This window comes from Allobranchiibius sp. GilTou38 (assembly GCF_017565325.1).
In the GTDB taxonomy this organism is placed as follows: Bacteria; Actinomycetota; Actinomycetes; order Actinomycetales; family Dermatophilaceae; genus Allobranchiibius; species Allobranchiibius huperziae.
On record NZ_JAGEKN010000012.1, the window covers coordinates 26,543 to 44,925 of the forward strand.

The window sequence follows — 18,383 nt, forward strand, 5'->3', positions numbered from 1 at the left end:
ATGAGCGACGGCAGCGACGACGGTCACCCGGCGGTCAGGCCCCACCCTTCGGCGGTGCGTGCCCTGCAGATCGAGGCCGCCCGGCGGTTCTATCTCGAGGACGCCAGCAAGATCGAGATCGGCCGTGAACTTGGCATCTCCCGTTTCCAGGTGGCGCGACTCCTGCAGTCCGCGCGCGCGTCCGGCGTCGTTCGGATCCACATCGACGAGGTGTACGCCACCCGCGACGACTTGGCGCAGGACCTTTCCCGGGCCTTCAACCTGCAGATGACCGCGGTCCTGGAGAGCGCTCCGGAGGAGACGGTGGACCAGCGGCGGGGCAGCCTCGGAGCATTGGCCGCACAGCAGTTGCAGTCGTTGCTCTCCCCTGACGACGTCCTCGGCCTGCCCTGGTCACGGTCGGTGTCGGCGACCGTGACGGCCCTCTCCGGCCTGCCTCCGGTGGACGTGGTCCAGCTGAGTGGTGCGCGATGGGAACCGGACCACAGCTCGGCGCCGGCCGATGTGGTGCGCGATGCGGCGTCCCTCGGCAGGGGGCGGCCCTACCGGTTCCACGCCCCGTTCGTGGCCTCCGACGCCGCCGCGGCCGTCTCCCTGCGGCGCGACCCCGCGTTCCTGGCGGCGCAGGCCCGCGTGCCGGCCATCACGGTCGCCGTGGTCGGGGTCGGCGCCTTCGACCCCGAGTTCTCGACGCTGTACACGGCTGCGACGGCCGCCGAGATCGACGAACTGCGCGTTGCCGGCGCCGTCGGGGAGGTGAGCGGAGTGTTCATCGACGTCGACGGATACCCGCTGTCGGGGTCCTTCGCGCGCCGACTGATCACGGTGAGCGCGCAGCAGCTGCGCGGCATACCGGATGTGATCGGCGTCTGCATGGGCGACGAGCGCGCCGGAGCCGTCGCGGCGGCGTGCCGGGGCGGACTGCTGAACTCCCTGGTGGTGGACGTCCCGCTCGCACAGGCCCTGCTGCGGGGGGACTAAAGTTCCCCGTCGTGGCTGATCACTTTGACGTCGTTGTTCTCGGTGCCGGTCCCGGTGGGTACGTCGCGGCGATCCGCGCCAGCCAGCTGGGCCTGAAGACCGCGGTGGTGGAGAAGAAGTACTGGGGCGGTGTCTGCCTCAACGTCGGGTGCATCCCATCCAAGGCGTTGCTGCGCAACGCCGAGCTCGCCCACGTGATCACCAAGGAGAAGGCCGTCTTCGGCATCACCGGTGACGCGACCATGGCGTACGACGTGACGCACGCCCGCAGCCGCAAGGTGTCCGAGGGCATCGTCAAGGGCGTGCACTTCCTGATGAAGAAGAACAAGATCACCGAGATCGACGGCTGGGGCACCCTCAAGGACGGCACGACGCTGTCGGTGGAGCTGAACGACGGAGGCACGCAGGAGGTCACCTGCGACAACCTCATCATCGCGACGGGCGCGACGACCCGACTCGTCCCCGGCACTGCACTGTCTAAGCGCGTCGTTACCTACGAGGAGCAGATCCTCGACCCCGAGCTGCCCGACTCGATCGTGATCGCCGGGTCCGGCGCCATCGGTGTCGAGTTCGCCTACGTGATGAGCAACTTCGGCGTCGACGTGACGATCGTGGAGTTCCTGGACCGGATGGTGCCCACCGAGGACGCGGCGGTGTCCAAGGAGCTGCTGAAGCAGTACAAGAAACTCGGTGTGAAGGTCATGCTGTCGACGAAGGTCGACAGCATCGAGGACCCCGACGACCCGAACCAGAAGGTCAAGGTCACCGTCTCCCCTGCCGCCGGCGGCGACTCGCAGGTCATCGAGACCGACAAGGTGCTGCAGGCCATCGGCTTCGCGCCGCGCACCCAGGGCTACGGCCTGGAGGAGATCGGCGTCGAGCTCACCGAGCGCGGCGCCATCGCGATCGACGGCCGCGGGCGCACCAACCTCGACGGCGTCTACGCGATCGGCGACGTCACCGGCAAGCTGATGCTCGCCCACACCGCCGAGGCCATGGGCGTCGTGGCCGCGGAGACGATCGCCGGCGCCGAGACGGTCGAGATCGACTACGACATGATCCCGCGGGCGACGTTCTGCCAGCCGCAGATCGCCTCCTTCGGCTACACGGAGGAGCAGGCGAAGGACAAGGGCTACGACGTCAAGGTCGCCCAGTTCCCCTACTCCGCCAACGGCAAGGCCCAGGGCCTCGGCGAGGCCGTCGGCTTCGTGAAGGTCGTCGCCGACTCCGAGCACAACGAGATCATCGGCGCCCACCTGATCGGCCCCGATGTCACCGAGCTGCTGCCCGTGCTGACGCTGGCCCAGAAGTGGGACCTGACAGCCGACGAGGTCGCACGGAACGTGTTCGCCCACCCGACGCTGGGCGAGGCCGTCAAGGAGGCCGTCGAAGGCCTCGCCGGCCACATGATCAACCTCTGACACCGGACGCCTGAACGGCTAGTGACCGTCTCGGTCACCTAGCCGTTCGACGTACGTCGGTGTGCGGACGCCCATCGAGGGGCTTGCTGGAAACACAGGCCGCACAACGCAACCGGCGGCGTGAGCCACCTCATAGGGCGGCAATTCGAGATACCCGGTGCAGGCAAGCTAAGGTAAGCCTCACCTTCTCTCTACGCCCCCTCAAGGAAGTTCATCCACGTGCTCGCGACATTCGTGATCGGCCTGCGTGAGGGCCTCGAAGCGGCGTTGATCGTCGGCATCATCGCGGCGTTCCTGCGGCAGAACGGTCGATCGCTCCGCCCCCTGTGGATCGGCGTGACCCTGGCCCTCCTGCTCAGCGCGGCGGTCGGGATCGTCCTCAAGGTCGTCGAGTCCAGCCTGCCGCAGGCCGCCCAGGAGGGCATGGAGACCGTCATCGGCGCCGTCGCCGTGGTCTTCGTGACGGGGATGGTGCTGTGGATGATGACCCACGCCCGCGGTCTGAAGAAGGAGCTGGAGAGCTCGGCACGCGAGGCCCTGGGGTCTGGCTCCAGCCGCGCGCTGGCCGTGATGGCCTTCCTCGCAGTGCTCAAGGAGGGCTTCGAGACCTCCGTCTTCCTGCTCGCGACGTTCCAGGCGTCCACGAACCCCGCGCTGGCGGCGACGGGGGCCGTGCTGGGCGTCCTGGCTGCGGTCGCGGTCGGCATCGGCATCTACCGCGGCGGCGTCCGGCTCAATCTCGCGAAGTTCTTCAAGTTCACCGGCGCGTTCCTGCTCCTGGTGGCCGCCGGCCTGGTCGTGACCGCGCTGCGCACCGCCCACGAGGCAGGTTGGCTGAACGCCGGCCAGCAGCGCACGCTCGATCTCACCTGGCTGGCTCCGGCGGGATCGGTGCGCGGTGCGCTGCTCACCGGTGTGCTGGGCATCCCGACCGGGCCACGCCTGATCGAGGTCCTCGGGTGGTGCGCCTACCTGGTGCCGATGGCCCTGCGCGTCTACTGGCCCGTGAAGCACCGCGCCGGTGCCGTCGCAGCCGGCCGTATCCGGCTCGGTGCCGCCGCGGGGCTGGTGCTGGCGGCGGCCGTCCTCGCCACGGCCTACCCCGCAGCCGGCGTCGACGCGTCGCGTAGCGCGCCCCTGACCAGCGACGGCAGCTCGGCAGGCACCGCCCGGCTGGCGGGCGACACGCTCGTCCGGACCACCGCGGGCACCCGCTCGACGTACTCGCTCGGAGCGTCCCGGCCGTCCGAGCACCAGGGCATCTCGACCGCCCAGCACACGTCCTCCCTCACCGGGCCGCTTCCCGGTCGACCGTCCTCCCTCACGTCGACACAGTTGCTCAGCCTGAACGGCGGCCGGATGCCGGTCGGCGTCAATGCCTCACAGAGCCCCGGCCCGTACACCGCGCAATGGACCCGGGCCGGCGAGCGCGACGTGTGGGTCAGCAACGGGGTGCTGGTCGATGCGACGCAGAGCGTGCGCACGGTGCTGAGCCTCCGCGGAGGCGGGCTCGCCGGCAGCCGCACCCTGACCCTGAACGACCCGGGTACCGCTTCGGAGAGCTGGTCGGTGCGACCGGCGTACGCGTCGAAGGTCGCCTCCTCGATCCGCGCGCTCGACGCTCGCAGCACCGAAGCCCGCTTCTGGTCGCGCACCCTCCCCCTCGCTCTGGTCGTCGCCGCCGCGCTGGTGTTGCTCACCTGGTGGCGCCGACGCCCGCACCCCCTCGAATCCTCCGACCAGACCCCGACCACCACCGCACCCCGATCCAGGAGCTCCGTCGATGTCCGTTAGGCACCCTGCAATCCTCAGCGCCGTGGCCGGCGTCGCAACGCTCGCGTTGGCCGCATGCGGCACCAACGGTGGGGGCACCGGCTCCGCAGGCACCGGCGCCGGTGGCACCGGGTCGGCGAACGCCGCTCCCGTGAGCAACGGCGCCGCGCAGGTGCACATCACCCTGGCGAACGGCCCCTCCGGCGACTCGTGCACGATCGACCACCCGCAGGCGAAGGCCGGACCGGTCACGTTCACCGTCGTCAACACCAGCGCCACCGCGATCACCGAGCTGGAGCTGCAGAGCAACCAGCGCATCATCGGCGAGAAGGAGAACCTCGCGCCCGGCCTCGGCGCCGTGAAGTTCACCACGACCCTCGGCGGCGGCAGCTACCAGATCTACTGCCCGGGCGCGACGAAGGAGATGCAGAACTTCACCGTCACGGGCAAGGCGGCGACCTCGACCGGCGGCAGCGCGTCGGCCCTGCTGGCGAGCGGCACCGCCGGCTACGCCACCTTCGTCGACACCCAGCTGTCCGCGATGAAGACGGCCACCGGCCAGCTGCGCACGGCGGTGGACTCCGGGAACGTGGCGCAGGCGAAGGCGAAGTACGCCGCCGCTCGCCCCTACTACGAGAAGATCGAGTCCGACGTCGACGGGTTCGTGCTGCCCGGACACTCGCCCACCGACAACGCGGGCAACCTGGACTACCTGATCGACATGCGCGCCTCCAACCTCGATCCGAAGGTCGGGTGGCACGGCTTCCACGCGGTCGAGCGCGACCTGTGGCAGAGCGGCAGGATCACCGCCAACACCAAGAAGCTGGCCGCAGAGCTGGACAGCAACGTCGGCAAACTGGTGACGCTGGCCAAGACGCTGAAGTACAAGCCGGAGGACCTGGCGAACGGCGCTGCGGGATTGCTGGAGGAGGTGCAGTCCAACAAGATCAAGGGCGAGGAGGAGTACTACAGCCACCTGGACCTGATGGACTTCAACGGCAACCTCGAGGGCGCTCAGCAGGCGTTCGCCTACCTCAAGCCCGGGCTGACCGTGCTCGACCCGGCCCTGACCGCGCAGATCAGCGCTGAGTTCTCGAAGGTGAGCGGCCAGCTGAACACCTTCCGCAGCGCCAAGGACCTCGGCGGGTTCGTGCCGTGGACACCGGCGCAGCGCACCAAGAGCGCGGCCAACCTGAGCCAGACCGTGCAGGGCCTGCAGGACCCGCTGTCCCGCATCGCGGAGAAGGTCGCCACCCAGGGATGACCGACGCAGATCAGCCACGTCACCGCGTCGGCCGCCGGCGCCTCGTCCAGGGTGCCGCCGGCGGGTTGGCCGCGGGTGCCGCCATCGGGCTGGGCGCCGGCTGGGGTGCCGGTTCGGCGTCCGCCGCGGGAGCGCCCGACGACCACGACACCGTCGATCTCAGCACCCAGCACCCGTTCTACGACGAAGCGCGGCCCGCGGGGATCAAGACCCCCCAGCAGCGGTACGCGGTCTACATGACCTTCGATCTCGCTCAGGGTGCCCTGCGTTCGGACCTGCAGGTGCTGCTCGCCCGCTGGACCGCGGCGATCGCGCAGCTGATGAAGGGCGCACCCATCGGACAGGTCGACTCCGTGCGCCCCGGCGCCATCGGCCAGGACACCGGTGAGGCGGCCGGTCTCGATGCCGCCAGTCTCACCGTCACGGTCGGTCTGGGGCCCGGCCTGTTCGACGAACGGTTCGGCCTCTCTTCGAAGAAGCCTGCACTGCTCGCGGACCTGCCCGCTCTCCCGAGCGACAACCTGGTCGCCGCGTCCTCCGGAGGCGACCTGTCACTGCAGGCCTGCGCCGACGATCCCCAGGTCGCCTACCACGCGGTGCGCAACCTCGCCCGGATGGTGCGCGGGACCGCCACGACCCGCTGGGCCGTCCTCGGCTTCGGGCGCGCGTCCGCCGGGAAGGGGCAGGAGACCCCGCGCAACCTGCTGGGCTTCAAGGACGGCACCCGCAACCTGAGATCCGACGCCGACTACGACGAGTTCGTGTGGGTCGACGACGCGTCCGAGCAGGCCTGGCTGCGCGGTGGCACCTACCAGGTCGTGCGCAAGATCTCGATGAACATCGAGGTGTGGGACGCCGATCCGATCAACGACCAGCAGTCGATCTTCGGGCGCACCAAGAACGTTGGAGCCCCGCTGACGGGCCACGGAGAGTTCGACACCCCGAACTTCCACAGCAGGACCGCGACCGGCAAGACCGTCATACCCGCCGACTCCCACGTGGCACTCGCCGCGCACGAGAACAACGGCGGGGTGAAGATCATGCGCCGCGGCTACAACTACACCGAGGGCATCAACGGTTTCGGTCAGTTGGATGCCGGTCTGCTGTTCATCGCGTACATGAGTACCCCGCAGGATTTCGTCACACTTCAGTCGAAGCTCGGCGCATCCGACCGGTTGAACGAATACATCTCCCACATCGGGTCCGGCCTCTTCGCGGTGCCGCCCGCACCGAAGTCGGGGCACTACATCGGTGAGCAGCTCTTCGCCTGACGTCGAGGTGACTGCGCCACGCTGGTGACCGTCGTACTCCCCTGACGCGACGCGACACGTAGGTAGTGTCGGCACGTGAATCCCTCTGGTGCTTCGCCCACCTGCGCCTTCGTGCTCGGCGGCGGCGGCGTGCTCGGCGCCACGCAGATCGGCATGCTGCGCGCCCTCCTGGAGCGCGACATCCGGCCCGACCTCGTGGTCGGCACGAGCATCGGCGCGGTCAACGGCGCGGCGATCGCCGCCGACCCCGGAGAAGCGGCTCTGGAGCGGCTGACGGAGCTCTGGTCGTCGATGTCGGTGCTGCCGAGCCTGCAGGACGCGCTGCCCCGCCCGCGACTGCGGGTGCCGGGCCGTCGGGCCGACTCCGACTCGTCGGAGTCCAGGTCGCGCCGCCGGGTGCCGCGCACGCACCTGTCACCCGCCGGGCCCTTCCTGCGGCTGATCCGGGACAACCTGCCGGTCGCGAACATCGAGGACATGCAGGTGCCGTTCCAGTGCGTGGCGGCGAATCTCGAGCGTTCGGTGGCTCATTGGTTCAGCGAGGGTCCGGCGGCGCCGGCGATCATGGCGTCCTGCGCCGTGCCCGGACTCTTCCCGCCCATCGAGATCGACGGGAAGCACTACTGGGACGGCGGCCTGGTCCACTCGATCCCCGTCTCCCGGGCGATCGCCCTCGGCGCCACCCGCATCTACGTGATGCACGTCGGGCGCGTTGAGCAGCAGCTGCGGCTGCCTCGCTGGCCGTGGGAGGTGGCGTCGGTGACGTTCGAGATCGCCCGCCGCCACCGGTACGTGGAGGAGATGGCCAACATCCCGCCGGGCATCGAGGTGCACGAGCTTCCGAGCGGCGCGGAGGACGCGCCGATGGTCTCGCTGCTGCACCGGAACCCGGCCTACATCACCGGCCGGATCGCGGCGGCGTACACCTCGTCCAGCGCGTACCTGGCGTCCGTGGACGCGGGCTGAGGTGGAGCTTCCGGTCCTGCCTCTGCCGCTGCGCCGGGTGGTGCGCGATCCGATCTACGTCGTCGCGGTGCCTGTACTGCTGGTCGTCCTGGCGATCCTCGCAGTACCCGCATGGTTGCTAGGGCTGATCGCGCGTCGACGAAGGCCGTTGCGGTTCGTCGTGATCGGCATGGCTGCGGTGGTGCTGGACTTCTCGATCTTCGCGCGCTGCACCGGCCTGTGGGTGGCCCACCGCGCCGGGCGTCGGCGGCCGGAGGATTGGAAGACCGACCACATCGAGGTCGTGGCGCACGCTTTGGACGTCTTCGTGGGCCGGGCCCGTCGCGTGGTCGGTTTCGAGGTGCACATCACCGGTGGAACGGACCTGGACCACGGTCTTCCCACGGTGCTCCTGGCTCGGCACGCCGGCGTCGGCGACTCGCTGATGATGGTCTGGGTGATGACTCGGCATCTGGGGTGCGTGCCGCGAGTAGTGCTCAAGCGGATGCTGCTGTGGGATCCGGCGATGGATCTCGCCTTGCGCCGCCTCGGAGCGTTCTTCCTACCGCCACCGCGCGTGCCGGACGATAAAAGAGACTCCCAACTGGCCGCTTTCGCGAAGTCTGCCGGACCCGGTGAGGTGATTCTGCTCTTCCCGGAAGGGCGCAACTGGACGCCGGGCCGCTGGGAGGCCGAGGTCGAGCAGGCGCGGGATGACGGTGATCTGGTCGCGCTCGATTGGATGGAGTCGCACCCGACCGTGCTGGACCCGCACACCGGCGCGATGCGCACCATCCTGGCCGCGGTGCCGGACCCGCAGGTGCTGGTCGGCGCCCACCGCGGCGTCGAGCGACTGTCCTCGATCGCCGCGATCTGGGCTGCCGTGCCTCTCACCCACCGCGTCGACGTCTCCCTGCGACGCACGAGGGTGAGACCGGACGATCTGGTCGGATGGTTGCGCGATGAGTGGGCCGCGATCGACGACTGGACACCGCCCGAGAACGAGACGGTCGGCTGAGGCCGTCGTTCTTCCCCTCCGCTCCTGTCGGAACCCGCCCTGACGGCGTTCGCGTCGGTTGACGGTCTTCGAACGCCGTCAACGAGCGTGAACGCCGTCAGGGTCATGCCGCGTGTCCGGTGCCGGGTCGCTGGGGCATGAGTCCGGGGGTGGGGTCCCAGGTGACGCCGGTGGTGGTGACGGTGGCGGTGAGCAGGTCGCGGTGGACGATGGTGTGGTGGCGTGAGCAGAGCAGTGCGGCGTTGGTCAGGGTGGTTTCGCCGCCGGCCCACCAGGGGGTGATGTGGTGGGCGTCGCACCAGTCGGGTGGTCGGTCGCAGCCGGGGAAGGTGCAACCTCGGTCGCGGTGGATGATCGCGGTGCGCAGGCCGCCGGTGAACAGGCGTTTGGTGCGGCCGACATCGAGTGGTTCGGACTCGGTGCCCAGGACGGCGGGGATGAGGTCGGCGTCGCAGGCGAGCCGTCGCAGGGTGCCCGCGTCGAGCAGGTCGCCGTTGATGCTGCGCCCGATCCCGGGTAGGTGACGGGGTGGATCATCACCGCTGCCGGATTCGAGTTTCCCCGCCGCGTGCAGCTGGTCGATGAGGGTCTGGTGGTCCAGGGTGATCACGATCTTGGCCGATCCGCCGACGGTGCCGCTGTGGTGGGAGCGGTCCCCGTCCAACAGGCGGGCCGCGGTGTCTGCCAGTTCCATCAGCGCGTCGGCGCGCCGCTTGCCGGGCGTGCAAGCGTCGCGCTCGGCCACCGGCGAGTCGGACTCGGTCGCGCAGGGTGCGGGTGCGGCGAGGGCCTGGATGGCATGTTTGATGACCGCGGCGTGACCGGTAGACAGGTCCGCGGTCGGCCGGGTCAGCCCGTTGGGCAGATCGGCCCAGGTCAGGGACTCGCAGGCCTGCTGGTGCTCTTCCTGCGCGACCAACACCTCGGGGGCGAACCGGCCGATGATCCGCGCCGACAGGTCCCGCAACGTGCGGGTCCCGGTGTGCGACAACGCCAAATACCAGCACAGCACCTCCTCCCGGTCCGCGCCGGGCATCACCGGCAACACCTTCGGCACCTCCCGCAACGCCACCCGCGCGCAGTGCACCGTGACGACACCGGCGGCCAACGCATCGGCGACGACCCGGTTGCGCGGGTCGGCGCACCCGGTGGCGACCACCCCGATGCGGCGGGCGACGGCCGGCTCCGCGGCACCTTCGCTCTCGGCGACACACGCACCGACCCAGCCGCCCGCGTCGGTCGCGGTGGAGCTGGCCACGACCCCGCGGGTGACCGCCTCGGTCGTAGCGACCGCCGCCAGCGACTCCGCCCGGGAGCCCAACCCCACCATCGTCGCAACGAACCCACCCAACTCCGCCTCGCTGAGTTGGGACAACGCGCCGGGCCACCCCTGCAGATCCGTCACCAACTCCGCCAACCGAGCCAGCAACCCAGCCGCAGCACCCGGCCCGGCCGGCGCCACCGCTGGAGCAGCACAAAGCGGTGCATCAGGCACCCGGGAGATCCCCTCAATACTCATCCGCGCCCACCCCCTCCCCGGTTGTCTGGCGAGCCTGCGGTATACGTCTTATCGTACTCGCGTTCGAAGTTAGACGCAAGGGCTAGTGAGACGAATACTCATATTTCTCAACATGATTCGCCCAGAAGTTATCCACATCCCCCGACGGATCCCGGCGCTATCCACACTGGGGATGGGTCTGCTGGTCAGCTCGCGGTCAGCACCCGGAACGAGAGCGCGTCGATGCGCGCGCGGGTCTCGCCATCGGTCGCGATCTGCTCACCGATCCGCGCGCACAGCCCCTGCACCTCACCGGAAGCGAGGCCGGGAATCAGCCTCAGCACCACCCGCAGCTGACCGTCGTCATCGCTCTCGCAGTCGGCCGACACCACCGCCGGCTCATCCCGGGAGGCGCGGGCGATGGCATCGCGGACGAACGGGTCGGCGTACGCCGGGAGCCACGCACGCTGAGTGGCTAATGCCCACACCATGCTGGGGCGCACGATGCGCAGGTGCTCCGAGCCGAGGTCGAGCACCAGGACATCGCACCCTTCGGCCACCGCTGCCTGGGCGGCTTGCGCGGACGGGACCGGACGGGGCCGTGCGTCGGCATTCCAGGCGTGCAGTGCCTGCACCCCGGAGAACACCGGCAGCGCCCGTTCGCCGTCCGGGGCCGTCAGCGTCACGACGGCCATCTGCGTCGACTTCTCGACGGTGAGCCCGCCGTCGGTGTCCTCCGTGTCGTCCGCCGTCGCGACGATCGGCACCAACAACCGGGCTGCCGACAGTGCCGACATGAACGTCGTGTCGTCGGCATCGATGGCGGCCATCAGCGCCGCGTCGGCCTGGCCGGTGTCCTGCTCGAAGCCGGTCGCAGGAAGCTGCCTGCCCTCCCACGGCTGATCGGCGGAGTCGTGGTGGTCGCTCACGGCCGCCCCGCCGCGTCGAGCGCCTGACCGAGCGTGAAAGCCCCTCGGTAGAGCGCGGATCCGACGATCGCGCCCTCAACACCGTCGGGCACCAGGGCCCGGAGAGCTTCGATGTCGGCGACGGTCGACACCCCGCCGGACGCGACGACCGGGCGGTCGGTCCGCGCACAGACGTCGTGCAGCAGAGGCACGTTCGGCCCCTGCAGCATCCCGTCCTTGGCGACATCGGTCACGACATACCGAGCGCACCCCTCGGAGTCGAGTCTCGCCAGCGTCTCCCAGAGGTCACCACCCTCGCGGGTCCACCCGCGAGCCGCCAGCGTCGTGCCGCGAACGTCGAGCCCGACCGCGATCCGATCGCCATGCTCGGCAATGGCTTTCGCAGTCCATTCCGGATTCTCCAGCGCAGCTGTGCCGAGATTGACCCGACGGCACCCACTAGACAATGCGGCAGTCAGTGTCGCCTCGTCACGAATCCCGCCAGACAGTTCGACCTTCATGTCGAGGCGACCGACGATCGAGGCCAGCAACTCGCGGTTGTCACCCCGCCCGAACGCGGCATCGAGGTCGACCAGGTGCAACCATTCGGCGCCCTGCTCCTGCCACGCCAGCGCCGCCTGCCACGGATCGCCGAACTCCCCTCCCGAGCCGGCCACTCCCTGCACGAGCTGCACGGCCCTGCCGTCGACGACGTCGACCGCAGGCAGCAACTCCAGCCGCGGACTGGTGCCTCGCTCGGAAACCACTGTCATTCCTTTCGATTCGTTCTTGCACGGGCTCGGTCAGAACGACGCGAGCCAGTTCTCGATGAGTGCCGCTCCGGCGTCCCCGGACTTCTCGGGGTGGAACTGGGTGCCCCAGAGCGCGCCGTCCTCCACAGCTGCCACGAAGACCTCACCGTGCTCAGCGGTGCTTACACGGGGCGCCCGATCGGGACCCGCGAAGCCGGAGGCGGGAGGCTGAGATGCGGCGTAGGAGTGCACGAAGTAGAACCATTCGTCCTCGATGCCGCGGAACAGCGCCGAACCCGATGCTGTCCGCACCTGGGACCATCCCATGTGCGGTACGACGGGAGCCTCCAGGCGGGTGATCGTGCCGGGCCACACACCGATACCGTCGAGACCGTCGGTGGCGTAGTGCTCCGTCGACCCCTCGAAGAGCACCTGGAAACCGACGCACACCCCCAGCACCGGGAGACGCGCGGCGAGCCGCTCCCCGATCAGTTCCGGGCCGCCCACCTGACGCAGTCCCGCGACGCACGCGTGGAAGTTGCCCACGCCCGGCACGTAGAGACCGTCCGCACGGCGTACCGACTCGGGATCGGCGGTGAGTTCCACCTGTGCACCCACCCGCTCGAGCATCCGCACGACCGAGCGGATATTGCCGCTGCCGTAGTCGAGGACGACGACCTGCTTCACGACGACCCGGTGACCGTGTCGCGAATCTCCATGCGTTCCAGCACTAGCCGCTCATACTGGCGAACCGACCGCTCCTCGGGCTCGACAAGCGTCGAGCCCTCCGCGCTCTTGACCCCTCGGCCGAACACCAGCCGTTCGCCCGGTAGCGCGAGCAGCTCGACGAGGTCGCCGAGTACGTCGGTCACGGCGGCCGATCGTTCGGCCAGGACGGCGCGCACCTCCCGCTCGACCTCGGGCGCCACACCGGCGGCTCGTACGAGGTCCATGGGCGACGCGGCGGGCAGCGACGGCACCCGCGCGGTGCCTCGGCCGGACTCCCAGACGAGCCACCGGGGCACGGCTCGCCAACCCGCGGGATGCACGGTCACCACGGCGCGGCCGTCGATGTCGAAGAGCCCGAGCGCACTGCGAAGGTTGGACGGCACACCGCGGGAGGCGAGGACGAGGTGCCCGGCGTCGTACGGCGCGGGAGCGGGTGCGGCGCCGGCGGGCACGACCGCGGTCCACCCCGAGAGCGGCACGACGAAACAGGGGGCCTGCCCGCGGCGCACCCAGGTGTCGACACGCTGGCGGTCACCGTGCAGGTAGAGCACCCCGGTCGCGGGTCGCGTGACCGTCATGGCGGGTTAGAGCGCACCCTTGGCGCTCGGGATGCCGACCACCCGCGGGTCGCGCGCGACCGCGGCTCGCAGCGCCCGCGCCACCGCCTTGAACTGGGCCTCGACGATGTGGTGCGGGTCGCGGCCGGACAGCACGCGCACGTGCAGGGCGATGCCGGCGTGGAAGGCGAAGGACTCCAGCACGTGGCGGGTGAGCGCGCCGGTGTACGTGCCGCCGATGATCGCGTAGACCTGACCCTCCGGCTCTCCCTCGTGCACGACGTACGGGCGGCCCGCGACATCGACGACGGCCTGCGCGAGCGCCTCGTCCAACGGCACCATCGCGTCGCCGAAGCGGGAGATGCCGGACTTGTCGCCCAGCGCCTCACGCAGAGCGTCGCCGAGCACGATCGCGGTGTCCTCGACCGTGTGGTGCGCGTCCACGTCGATGTCACCGGTCGCGGCGACGGTCAGGTCGATCAGGCTGTGCTTGGCGAAGCTCTCGAGCATGTGGTCGTAGAACCGCACGCCCGTGCTGACCTGCGCCTCGCCGGTGCCGTCGAGGTCGAGGAAGAGGTCGACGCTGCTCTCCTTGGTGGCGCGCTGGACATGAGCCGTGCGGTGTCCCGCGCGTGCAACCGTGCCTTCGTCGTACGCCGTCATGCGGTGCCCTTCCCGTCCTGATCGAGCGTGAGTGCCAGCGCGTCGAGCACCGACTGCGTCTCCTGCATCGTGCCCGCGGTGATGCGCAGATGGTGCGGCAGACCGACGTCGCGCACGAGCACACCACGGTCGAGCAGGTGCTGCCAGGAGGCTCGCGCGTCGGCGAATCCTCCCACGAGGACGAAATTGGCATCGCTGGGCACGGGATCGAGGCCGAGCCGGGTGCAGCCCTGCACCAGCGCGTCCCGCGAGGCCTTGATCTGCTCGACCATCGACAGCATCGTGCGCGCGTGCGTCAGCGCCGCCAGCGCGACCGCCTGCGTCACCGACGAGATGTGGTAGGGCAGGCGGACCAGCCGCAGCAGCTCGGTCAGCTGGGGGTCGGCCGCCAGGTAGCCGAGCCGCACGCCGGCGAAGGCGAACGCCTTGGACATGGTGCGGGTGACCACGAGCCGATCGCGGCCGGGCAGCGACGTGAGTGCGCTGGGGGTGCCCGGGCGGGCGAATTCGGCGTACGCCTCGTCCACCACCACGATGGCCCGCGGTGCGGCGTCGTACACCGCGGTCACGGTCTCCAGCCGCAGCGCGGTGCCCGTCGGGTTGTTGGGCGAGCACAGGAAGACCACGTGCGGGTCGTGCTCGCGCACCTGGGCGACCGCGAGGTCGGTGTCGATGTCGAAGCGGTCCGGCGAGGCGTCGCGCAGTCCGTCGACCCAGGTCGTGCCGACGCCACGGCTGATGATGGGGTGCATGGAGTACGACGGGGTGAAGCCCAGCGCGATACGGCCCGGCCCGCCGAACGCCTGCACCAGATGCTGCAGCACCTCGTTCGAGCCGTTGCCCGCCCAGACCTGCTCACGGTCGATCTCGCAGCCGGTGGTCACCGACAGGTAGCCGGCCAATGCCGTCCGCAGCTCGACGAATTCGCGATCTGGATACCTGTTGAGACCGGGGGCGACGCGAGTGACGGCGGCCGCGATCGCCTCCACCACGTCGTGCGGCACCGGGTGGGAGGACTCGTTGGTGTTGACGGCGACCGGTACGTCGAGCTGCGGCGCGCCGTACGGGCTGCCGCCGCGCAGGTCCGCGCGCAGCATCGCCTGAAAATCGGTCACGACGAGGCGCTCACGCGTCCGGGAAGCGCGCGGTGACGGCCTCACCGTGCGCGGGCAGGTCCTCGGCGTTCGCCAGCGTCACCACCTGCGCCGCGACCTCCTGCAGTGCCTCCCGGGAGTAGTCGACGACGTGGATGCCGCGCAGGAACGACTGCACCGACAACCCGCTGCTGTGGCAGGCGCAGCCACCGGTCGGCAGGACGTGGTTGGAGCCGGCGCAGTAGTCGCCCAGGCTGACCGGGGCGTACGCGCCCACGAAGATGGCCCCCGCGTTGCGGATCCGCGCGGCCACCGCCGCGGCGTCACGGGTCTGGATCTCCAGGTGCTCGGCCGCGTAGGCGTCGATGACCCGGATGCCGTCGTCGAGCGAGTCGACCAGCACGATCCCGGACTGCCGCCCGCCGAGGGCGGTTTTGACGCGCACGGCGTGCCGAGTCGCGCCCGCACGGGTGTCGAGCGCCCGCTCCACCTGCTCGGCCAGTTCCGGGCTGTCGGTGACGAGCACGGCGGCCGCCAGCTCGTCGTGCTCGGCCTGGCTGATCATGTCGGCGGCGACCAGGTCGGCGTCGGCGGCGTCGTCGGCCAGGATCGCGATCTCGGTGGGACCGGCCTCGGCGTCGATGCCGATCAGACCCTTGAGCAGGCGTTTTGCGGCTGCCACGTAGATGTTGCCCGGGCCGGTGACCAGCGTGACCGGCTCGCAGACCATGGTGCCGTCCTGGTCCGACGCGCCGTACGCGAACATCGCCACGGCCTGGGCCCCACCGACCGCGTAGACCTCGTCGACGCCGAGCAACTCGCACGCCGCCAGGATCGTCGGGTGCGGGTACCCGTGGAAGACACCGGTGTTGGTGGACTGCGGCGGGCTGGCCACCGCCAGCGACGGCACCTCGGCAGCCTGCGCCGGCACGACGTTCATCACGACGCTGCTGGGGTAGACCGCGATGCCGCCGGGCACGTAGAGACCCACGCGATCCACGGGCACCCAGCGCTCGGTCACCACACCGCCGTCGGTGACCGTGGTGGAGGTGTCGGTGCGGCGCTGGTCGGCGTGCACCAGGCGGGCGCGCCGGATCGACTCCAGCAGAGCGTCGCGGATCGCGGGGTCGAGCTGCTCGGCCGCGGCCCGCAGCACCTCGCGAGGCACCCGCAGCGAGGTCGGCCGCACCCTGTCGAAGCGCTCGCCCAGCTCGAGCAGCGCCTGCACGCCTCGCGCCTGCACGTCGGCGCAGATGGGACGTACGACATCAAGTGCCGCGTCGACGTCGAACTCGGCACGCGGCAGCGCGTCACGCAGGCCGCGGGCGTCCAACGACGACAGAGCGGTACCGCGCAGGTCCAGACGGGATATCACGAGACCAGTTTAGTAGCCGGTCCCGGGGCGCTCCGTGCTCGTCCACGACCCGGGCGCCGTCGTACAACGCGCTTCGTCGGAGGCGGCCCGCGACCCCGACACAGGTCGGTCCGAGAGCCACAGGCCCACCTGTGGCTCTCGGTCCTGGCTGTGCCACCGTCAGCTGAGGTGCGAGACGGCACAGGCGATGCAGGTACGCGCGAACGGCCGGGCCTCCAGCCGTTCCGGTGCGATCGGGCCGCCACAGACCTCGCACACGAAGTAGGTCCCCTCGCGCACCCGATCCAGCGCGGCATCCAACGCCACCAGCCGGCGCCCGACCTGGTCGATGAGCGCCGACATCTGCGAGCGCTCGTAGGCGATCGTCGCGCCCTCGGGGTCGTGCTCGTCGTCGGCGTTGGTGTCGCGCGACGCCTCCACCGTGCGCGCGAACTGACCCCTCAGATCGGCCAGCCTGCGCATCGACTCGACGCGATCCGCCGCCAGCCTCTCCTCCACCCCCGTCATCGAGCTCACCGGGCCAGCATGTCGCGGACCGGCTGATCTCACCATCCGCTCGCCGCCCGTCAACCTCAGCGTGATGTCCAGCACACCTGCAGTTCATGTGCAGCAGTTTCTCTGGTTTCTCACAGGCTGGGTATCAGCCATCATCCGAGGAGACGCATTGATCACAACACGCAGTCGTTCCGCTCGCCGTTCCACCTGGGGCATCGGGCTGGCAGCCGTCGCCGCCCTCTCGACGGTCGGCATCGCCGCCGCCGCGACACAGGTCGATCTCACCCAGCACGGTGGCGCGCGCCGACTCAGCGGCGACGACAGCCGCACCGTCGCCCGGGCCGTCGATGGGCACAAGGCGCGCAACGTCATCCTGCTGATCGGCGACGGCATGGGCGATTCCGAGATCACCTCGGCGCGCAACTACCGGTACGGCGCGGCCGGACGCCTGCCCGGCATCGACGCGTTGCCGCTGACCGGGCAGTACACGACCTACTCCCTCACCAAGGACGGAAAGCCGGACTACGTGACCGACTCCGCAGCCTCGGGGTCGGGCTGGTCGACCGGCACCAAGACCTACAACGGCGCCATCTCGGTGGACGTGCACGGGGCCCCGCAGAAGACCCTCCTGGAGCTGGCCAAGGCCCGCGGGCTCAAGACCGGGGACGTGTCCACGGCCGAGATCCAGGACGCGACTCCCGCGGTGCAGGTCAGCCACGTGACCGCGCGCTCCTGCTACGGACCGGTCGCCACGACGAAGATCTGCCCGAGCAACGCCAAGGAGAACGGCGGCCGCGGCTCGATCACCGAGCAGCTGCTCGACACGCGCCCCGATGTCACCCTCGGTGGTGGCGCGACCACCTTCGGCGAGAAGGCGACGACCGGCCGGTACACCGGGCAGACCCTGCTCAGCCAGGCGCAACGTCGCGGCTTCCGGGTCGTGACGGATGACGATTCGCTGTCCGGCGTCCGGACAGCCGACCAGCGCACACCGGTGCTCGGACTCTTCGCTCCGGGCAACATGCCGGTGCGCTGGGTCGGCCCGAAGGCCACTCCGACCGGCGGCGCACAGCCCGCAGCCCGGTGCACCGAGAACCCTGCGCGCACCACTTCGACGCCCAAGCTGGCATCGATGACCACGAAGGCGATCTCGTTGCTGTCCAAGGGAAACAAGCAGGGCTTCTTCCTGCAGGTCGAGGGAGCGAGCATCGACAAGCAGGATCACGCCGCCGACGCCTGCGGACAGATCGGGGAGGCCATCGACCTCGACGAGGCGGTGCAGGCAGCCCTGGCCTATGCCAAGAAGGACGGCAACACGTCGGTCTTCGTGACGGCCGATCACGCCCACACCAGTCAGATCGTCGAGGCGGGTTCGACCACGCCCGGACTGACGGTCAACCTGCTCACTGCCGACAACGCCCCGATGACGCTGAACTACGCGACAGCGGCCGCTGGCGCCTCCCAGCAGCACACCGGGACCCAGCTGCGCATCGCAGGCTACGGTCCGCAGGCCGCGAACGTGGTCGGGCTGACCGATCAGACCGACCTGTTCTTCACCATCTCCCGGGCACTCGAACTGGATCGGCCCGGACGCCACTGACCCCTCCAGGAGGGCGACTGCTCGCGACGGCCTCGGCCG

At 70.0% G+C, this 18,383-nt stretch carries 17 protein-coding genes; 8 read left to right on the plus strand and 9 right to left on the minus strand.

Annotated elements, in window-relative coordinates; translation table 11 throughout:
• The 7 genes from JOB34_RS14940 to JOB34_RS14970 all read left to right on the plus strand — a co-directional run bounded on the left by JOB34_RS14940 (position 1) and on the right by JOB34_RS14970 (position 8,673).
• The gene (locus JOB34_RS14940) at positions 1 to 981 is read left to right on the plus strand and encodes a sugar-binding domain-containing protein (RefSeq protein WP_208053439.1); all 981 of its coding nucleotides are present in this window, start codon (positions 1 to 3) and stop codon (positions 979 to 981) included.
• An 11-nt stretch (positions 982 to 992) separates the two neighbouring features.
• Positions 993 to 2,402 carry a dihydrolipoyl dehydrogenase gene (lpdA, locus tag JOB34_RS14945; protein WP_208053440.1) on the plus strand — a complete coding sequence of 470 codons (1,410 nt, stop codon included), beginning with the start codon at positions 993 to 995 and terminating at the stop codon, positions 2,400 to 2,402.
• Positions 2,403 to 2,621: 219 nt separating this feature from the next.
• Complete coding sequence (gene efeU, locus JOB34_RS14950; RefSeq protein WP_208053441.1) at positions 2,622 to 4,196, plus strand: iron uptake transporter permease EfeU; 1,575 nt, start codon at positions 2,622 to 2,624, stop codon at positions 4,194 to 4,196.
• A 22-nt stretch (positions 4,197 to 4,218) separates the two neighbouring features.
• Positions 4,219 to 5,439, plus strand: coding sequence for an iron uptake system protein EfeO (efeO, locus tag JOB34_RS14955; RefSeq protein ID WP_347813884.1), 1,221 nt, complete (start codon positions 4,219 to 4,221; stop codon positions 5,437 to 5,439).
• Entirely contained in the window at positions 5,436 to 6,710 is a 1,275-nt protein-coding gene (gene efeB / locus JOB34_RS14960; RefSeq protein ID WP_208053443.1) for an iron uptake transporter deferrochelatase/peroxidase subunit, read from the plus strand. The genes efeO and efeB overlap by 4 nt, the downstream gene beginning before the upstream one ends.
• 75 nt (positions 6,711 to 6,785) lie before the next feature.
• On the plus strand, positions 6,786 to 7,676 hold the full coding sequence (locus JOB34_RS14965; protein ID WP_347813885.1) for a patatin-like phospholipase family protein: 891 nt from the start codon (positions 6,786 to 6,788) through the stop codon (positions 7,674 to 7,676).
• A 1-nt stretch (position 7,677) separates the two neighbouring features.
• On the plus strand, positions 7,678 to 8,673 hold the full coding sequence (locus tag JOB34_RS14970; RefSeq protein WP_208053444.1) for a 1-acyl-sn-glycerol-3-phosphate acyltransferase: 996 nt from the start codon (positions 7,678 to 7,680) through the stop codon (positions 8,671 to 8,673).
• A 103-nt stretch (positions 8,674 to 8,776) separates the two neighbouring features.
• On the opposite strand, the gene JOB34_RS14975 is transcribed toward JOB34_RS14970, so the two are convergent.
• From JOB34_RS14975 to JOB34_RS15015, 9 genes are all read right to left on the minus strand, one after another.
• The gene (locus JOB34_RS14975) at positions 8,777 to 10,078 is read right to left on the minus strand and encodes an HNH endonuclease signature motif containing protein (protein WP_208053445.1); all 1,302 of its coding nucleotides are present in this window, start codon (positions 10,076 to 10,078) and stop codon (positions 8,777 to 8,779) included.
• Positions 10,079 to 10,377: 299 nt separating this feature from the next.
• Positions 10,378 to 11,100: an SseB family protein gene (locus JOB34_RS14980; RefSeq protein WP_347813886.1), complete on the minus strand. Its 723-nt coding sequence runs from the start codon at positions 11,098 to 11,100 to the stop codon at positions 10,378 to 10,380.
• A complete protein-coding gene (gene priA, locus JOB34_RS14985) occupies positions 11,097 to 11,846 on the minus strand; it encodes a bifunctional 1-(5-phosphoribosyl)-5-((5-phosphoribosylamino)methylideneamino)imidazole-4-carboxamide isomerase/phosphoribosylanthranilate isomerase PriA (protein WP_347813887.1) in 750 nt (249 codons plus the stop codon). The genes JOB34_RS14980 and priA overlap by 4 nt, the downstream gene beginning before the upstream one ends.
• Positions 11,847 to 11,882: 36 nt before the next feature.
• On the minus strand, positions 11,883 to 12,518 hold the full coding sequence (gene hisH, locus JOB34_RS14990; protein ID WP_208053447.1) for an imidazole glycerol phosphate synthase subunit HisH: 636 nt from the start codon (positions 12,516 to 12,518) through the stop codon (positions 11,883 to 11,885).
• A complete protein-coding gene (locus JOB34_RS14995; protein WP_208053448.1) occupies positions 12,515 to 13,138 on the minus strand; it encodes a hypothetical protein in 624 nt (207 codons plus the stop codon). Before JOB34_RS14995 ends, hisH begins: the two co-directional genes overlap by 4 nt.
• Positions 13,139 to 13,144: 6 nt before the next feature.
• On the minus strand, positions 13,145 to 13,780 hold the full coding sequence (gene hisB, locus JOB34_RS15000; RefSeq protein ID WP_208053449.1) for an imidazoleglycerol-phosphate dehydratase HisB: 636 nt from the start codon (positions 13,778 to 13,780) through the stop codon (positions 13,145 to 13,147).
• Entirely contained in the window at positions 13,777 to 14,895 is a 1,119-nt protein-coding gene (locus JOB34_RS15005) for a histidinol-phosphate transaminase (protein ID WP_208053450.1), read from the minus strand. Before JOB34_RS15005 ends, hisB begins: the two co-directional genes overlap by 4 nt.
• A gap of 10 nt (positions 14,896 to 14,905) precedes the next feature.
• On the minus strand, positions 14,906 to 16,249 hold the full coding sequence (gene hisD / locus JOB34_RS15010) for a histidinol dehydrogenase (RefSeq protein WP_208053451.1): 1,344 nt from the start codon (positions 16,247 to 16,249) through the stop codon (positions 14,906 to 14,908).
• 159 nt (positions 16,250 to 16,408) lie between these two features.
• Entirely contained in the window at positions 16,409 to 16,756 is a 348-nt protein-coding gene (locus tag JOB34_RS15015) for a TraR/DksA C4-type zinc finger protein (protein WP_208053540.1), read from the minus strand.
• 157 nt (positions 16,757 to 16,913) lie between these two features.
• Here JOB34_RS15015 and phoA point away from each other — a divergent pair, with 157 nt between their 5' ends.
• Entirely contained in the window at positions 16,914 to 18,344 is a 1,431-nt protein-coding gene (gene phoA / locus JOB34_RS15020) for an alkaline phosphatase (protein ID WP_243758184.1), read from the plus strand.
• Positions 18,345 to 18,383 lie beyond the last annotated feature (39 nt).

Coding starts and splice junctions, on each gene's coding strand:
- JOB34_RS14940 (WP_208053439.1), top strand. CDS start 1: ATGAGCGACGGCAGCGACGACGGTCACCCGGCGGTCAGGCCCCACCCT.
- efeB (WP_208053443.1), top strand. CDS start 5,436: ATGACCGACGCAGATCAGCCACGTCACCGCGTCGGCCGCCGGCGCCTC.
- JOB34_RS14995 (WP_208053448.1), bottom strand. CDS start 13,138: ATGACGGTCACGCGACCCGCGACCGGGGTGCTCTACCTGCACGGTGAC.
- hisB (WP_208053449.1), bottom strand. CDS start 13,780: ATGACGGCGTACGACGAAGGCACGGTTGCACGCGCGGGACACCGCACG.
- JOB34_RS15015 (WP_208053540.1), bottom strand. CDS start 16,756: ATGACGGGGGTGGAGGAGAGGCTGGCGGCGGATCGCGTCGAGTCGATG.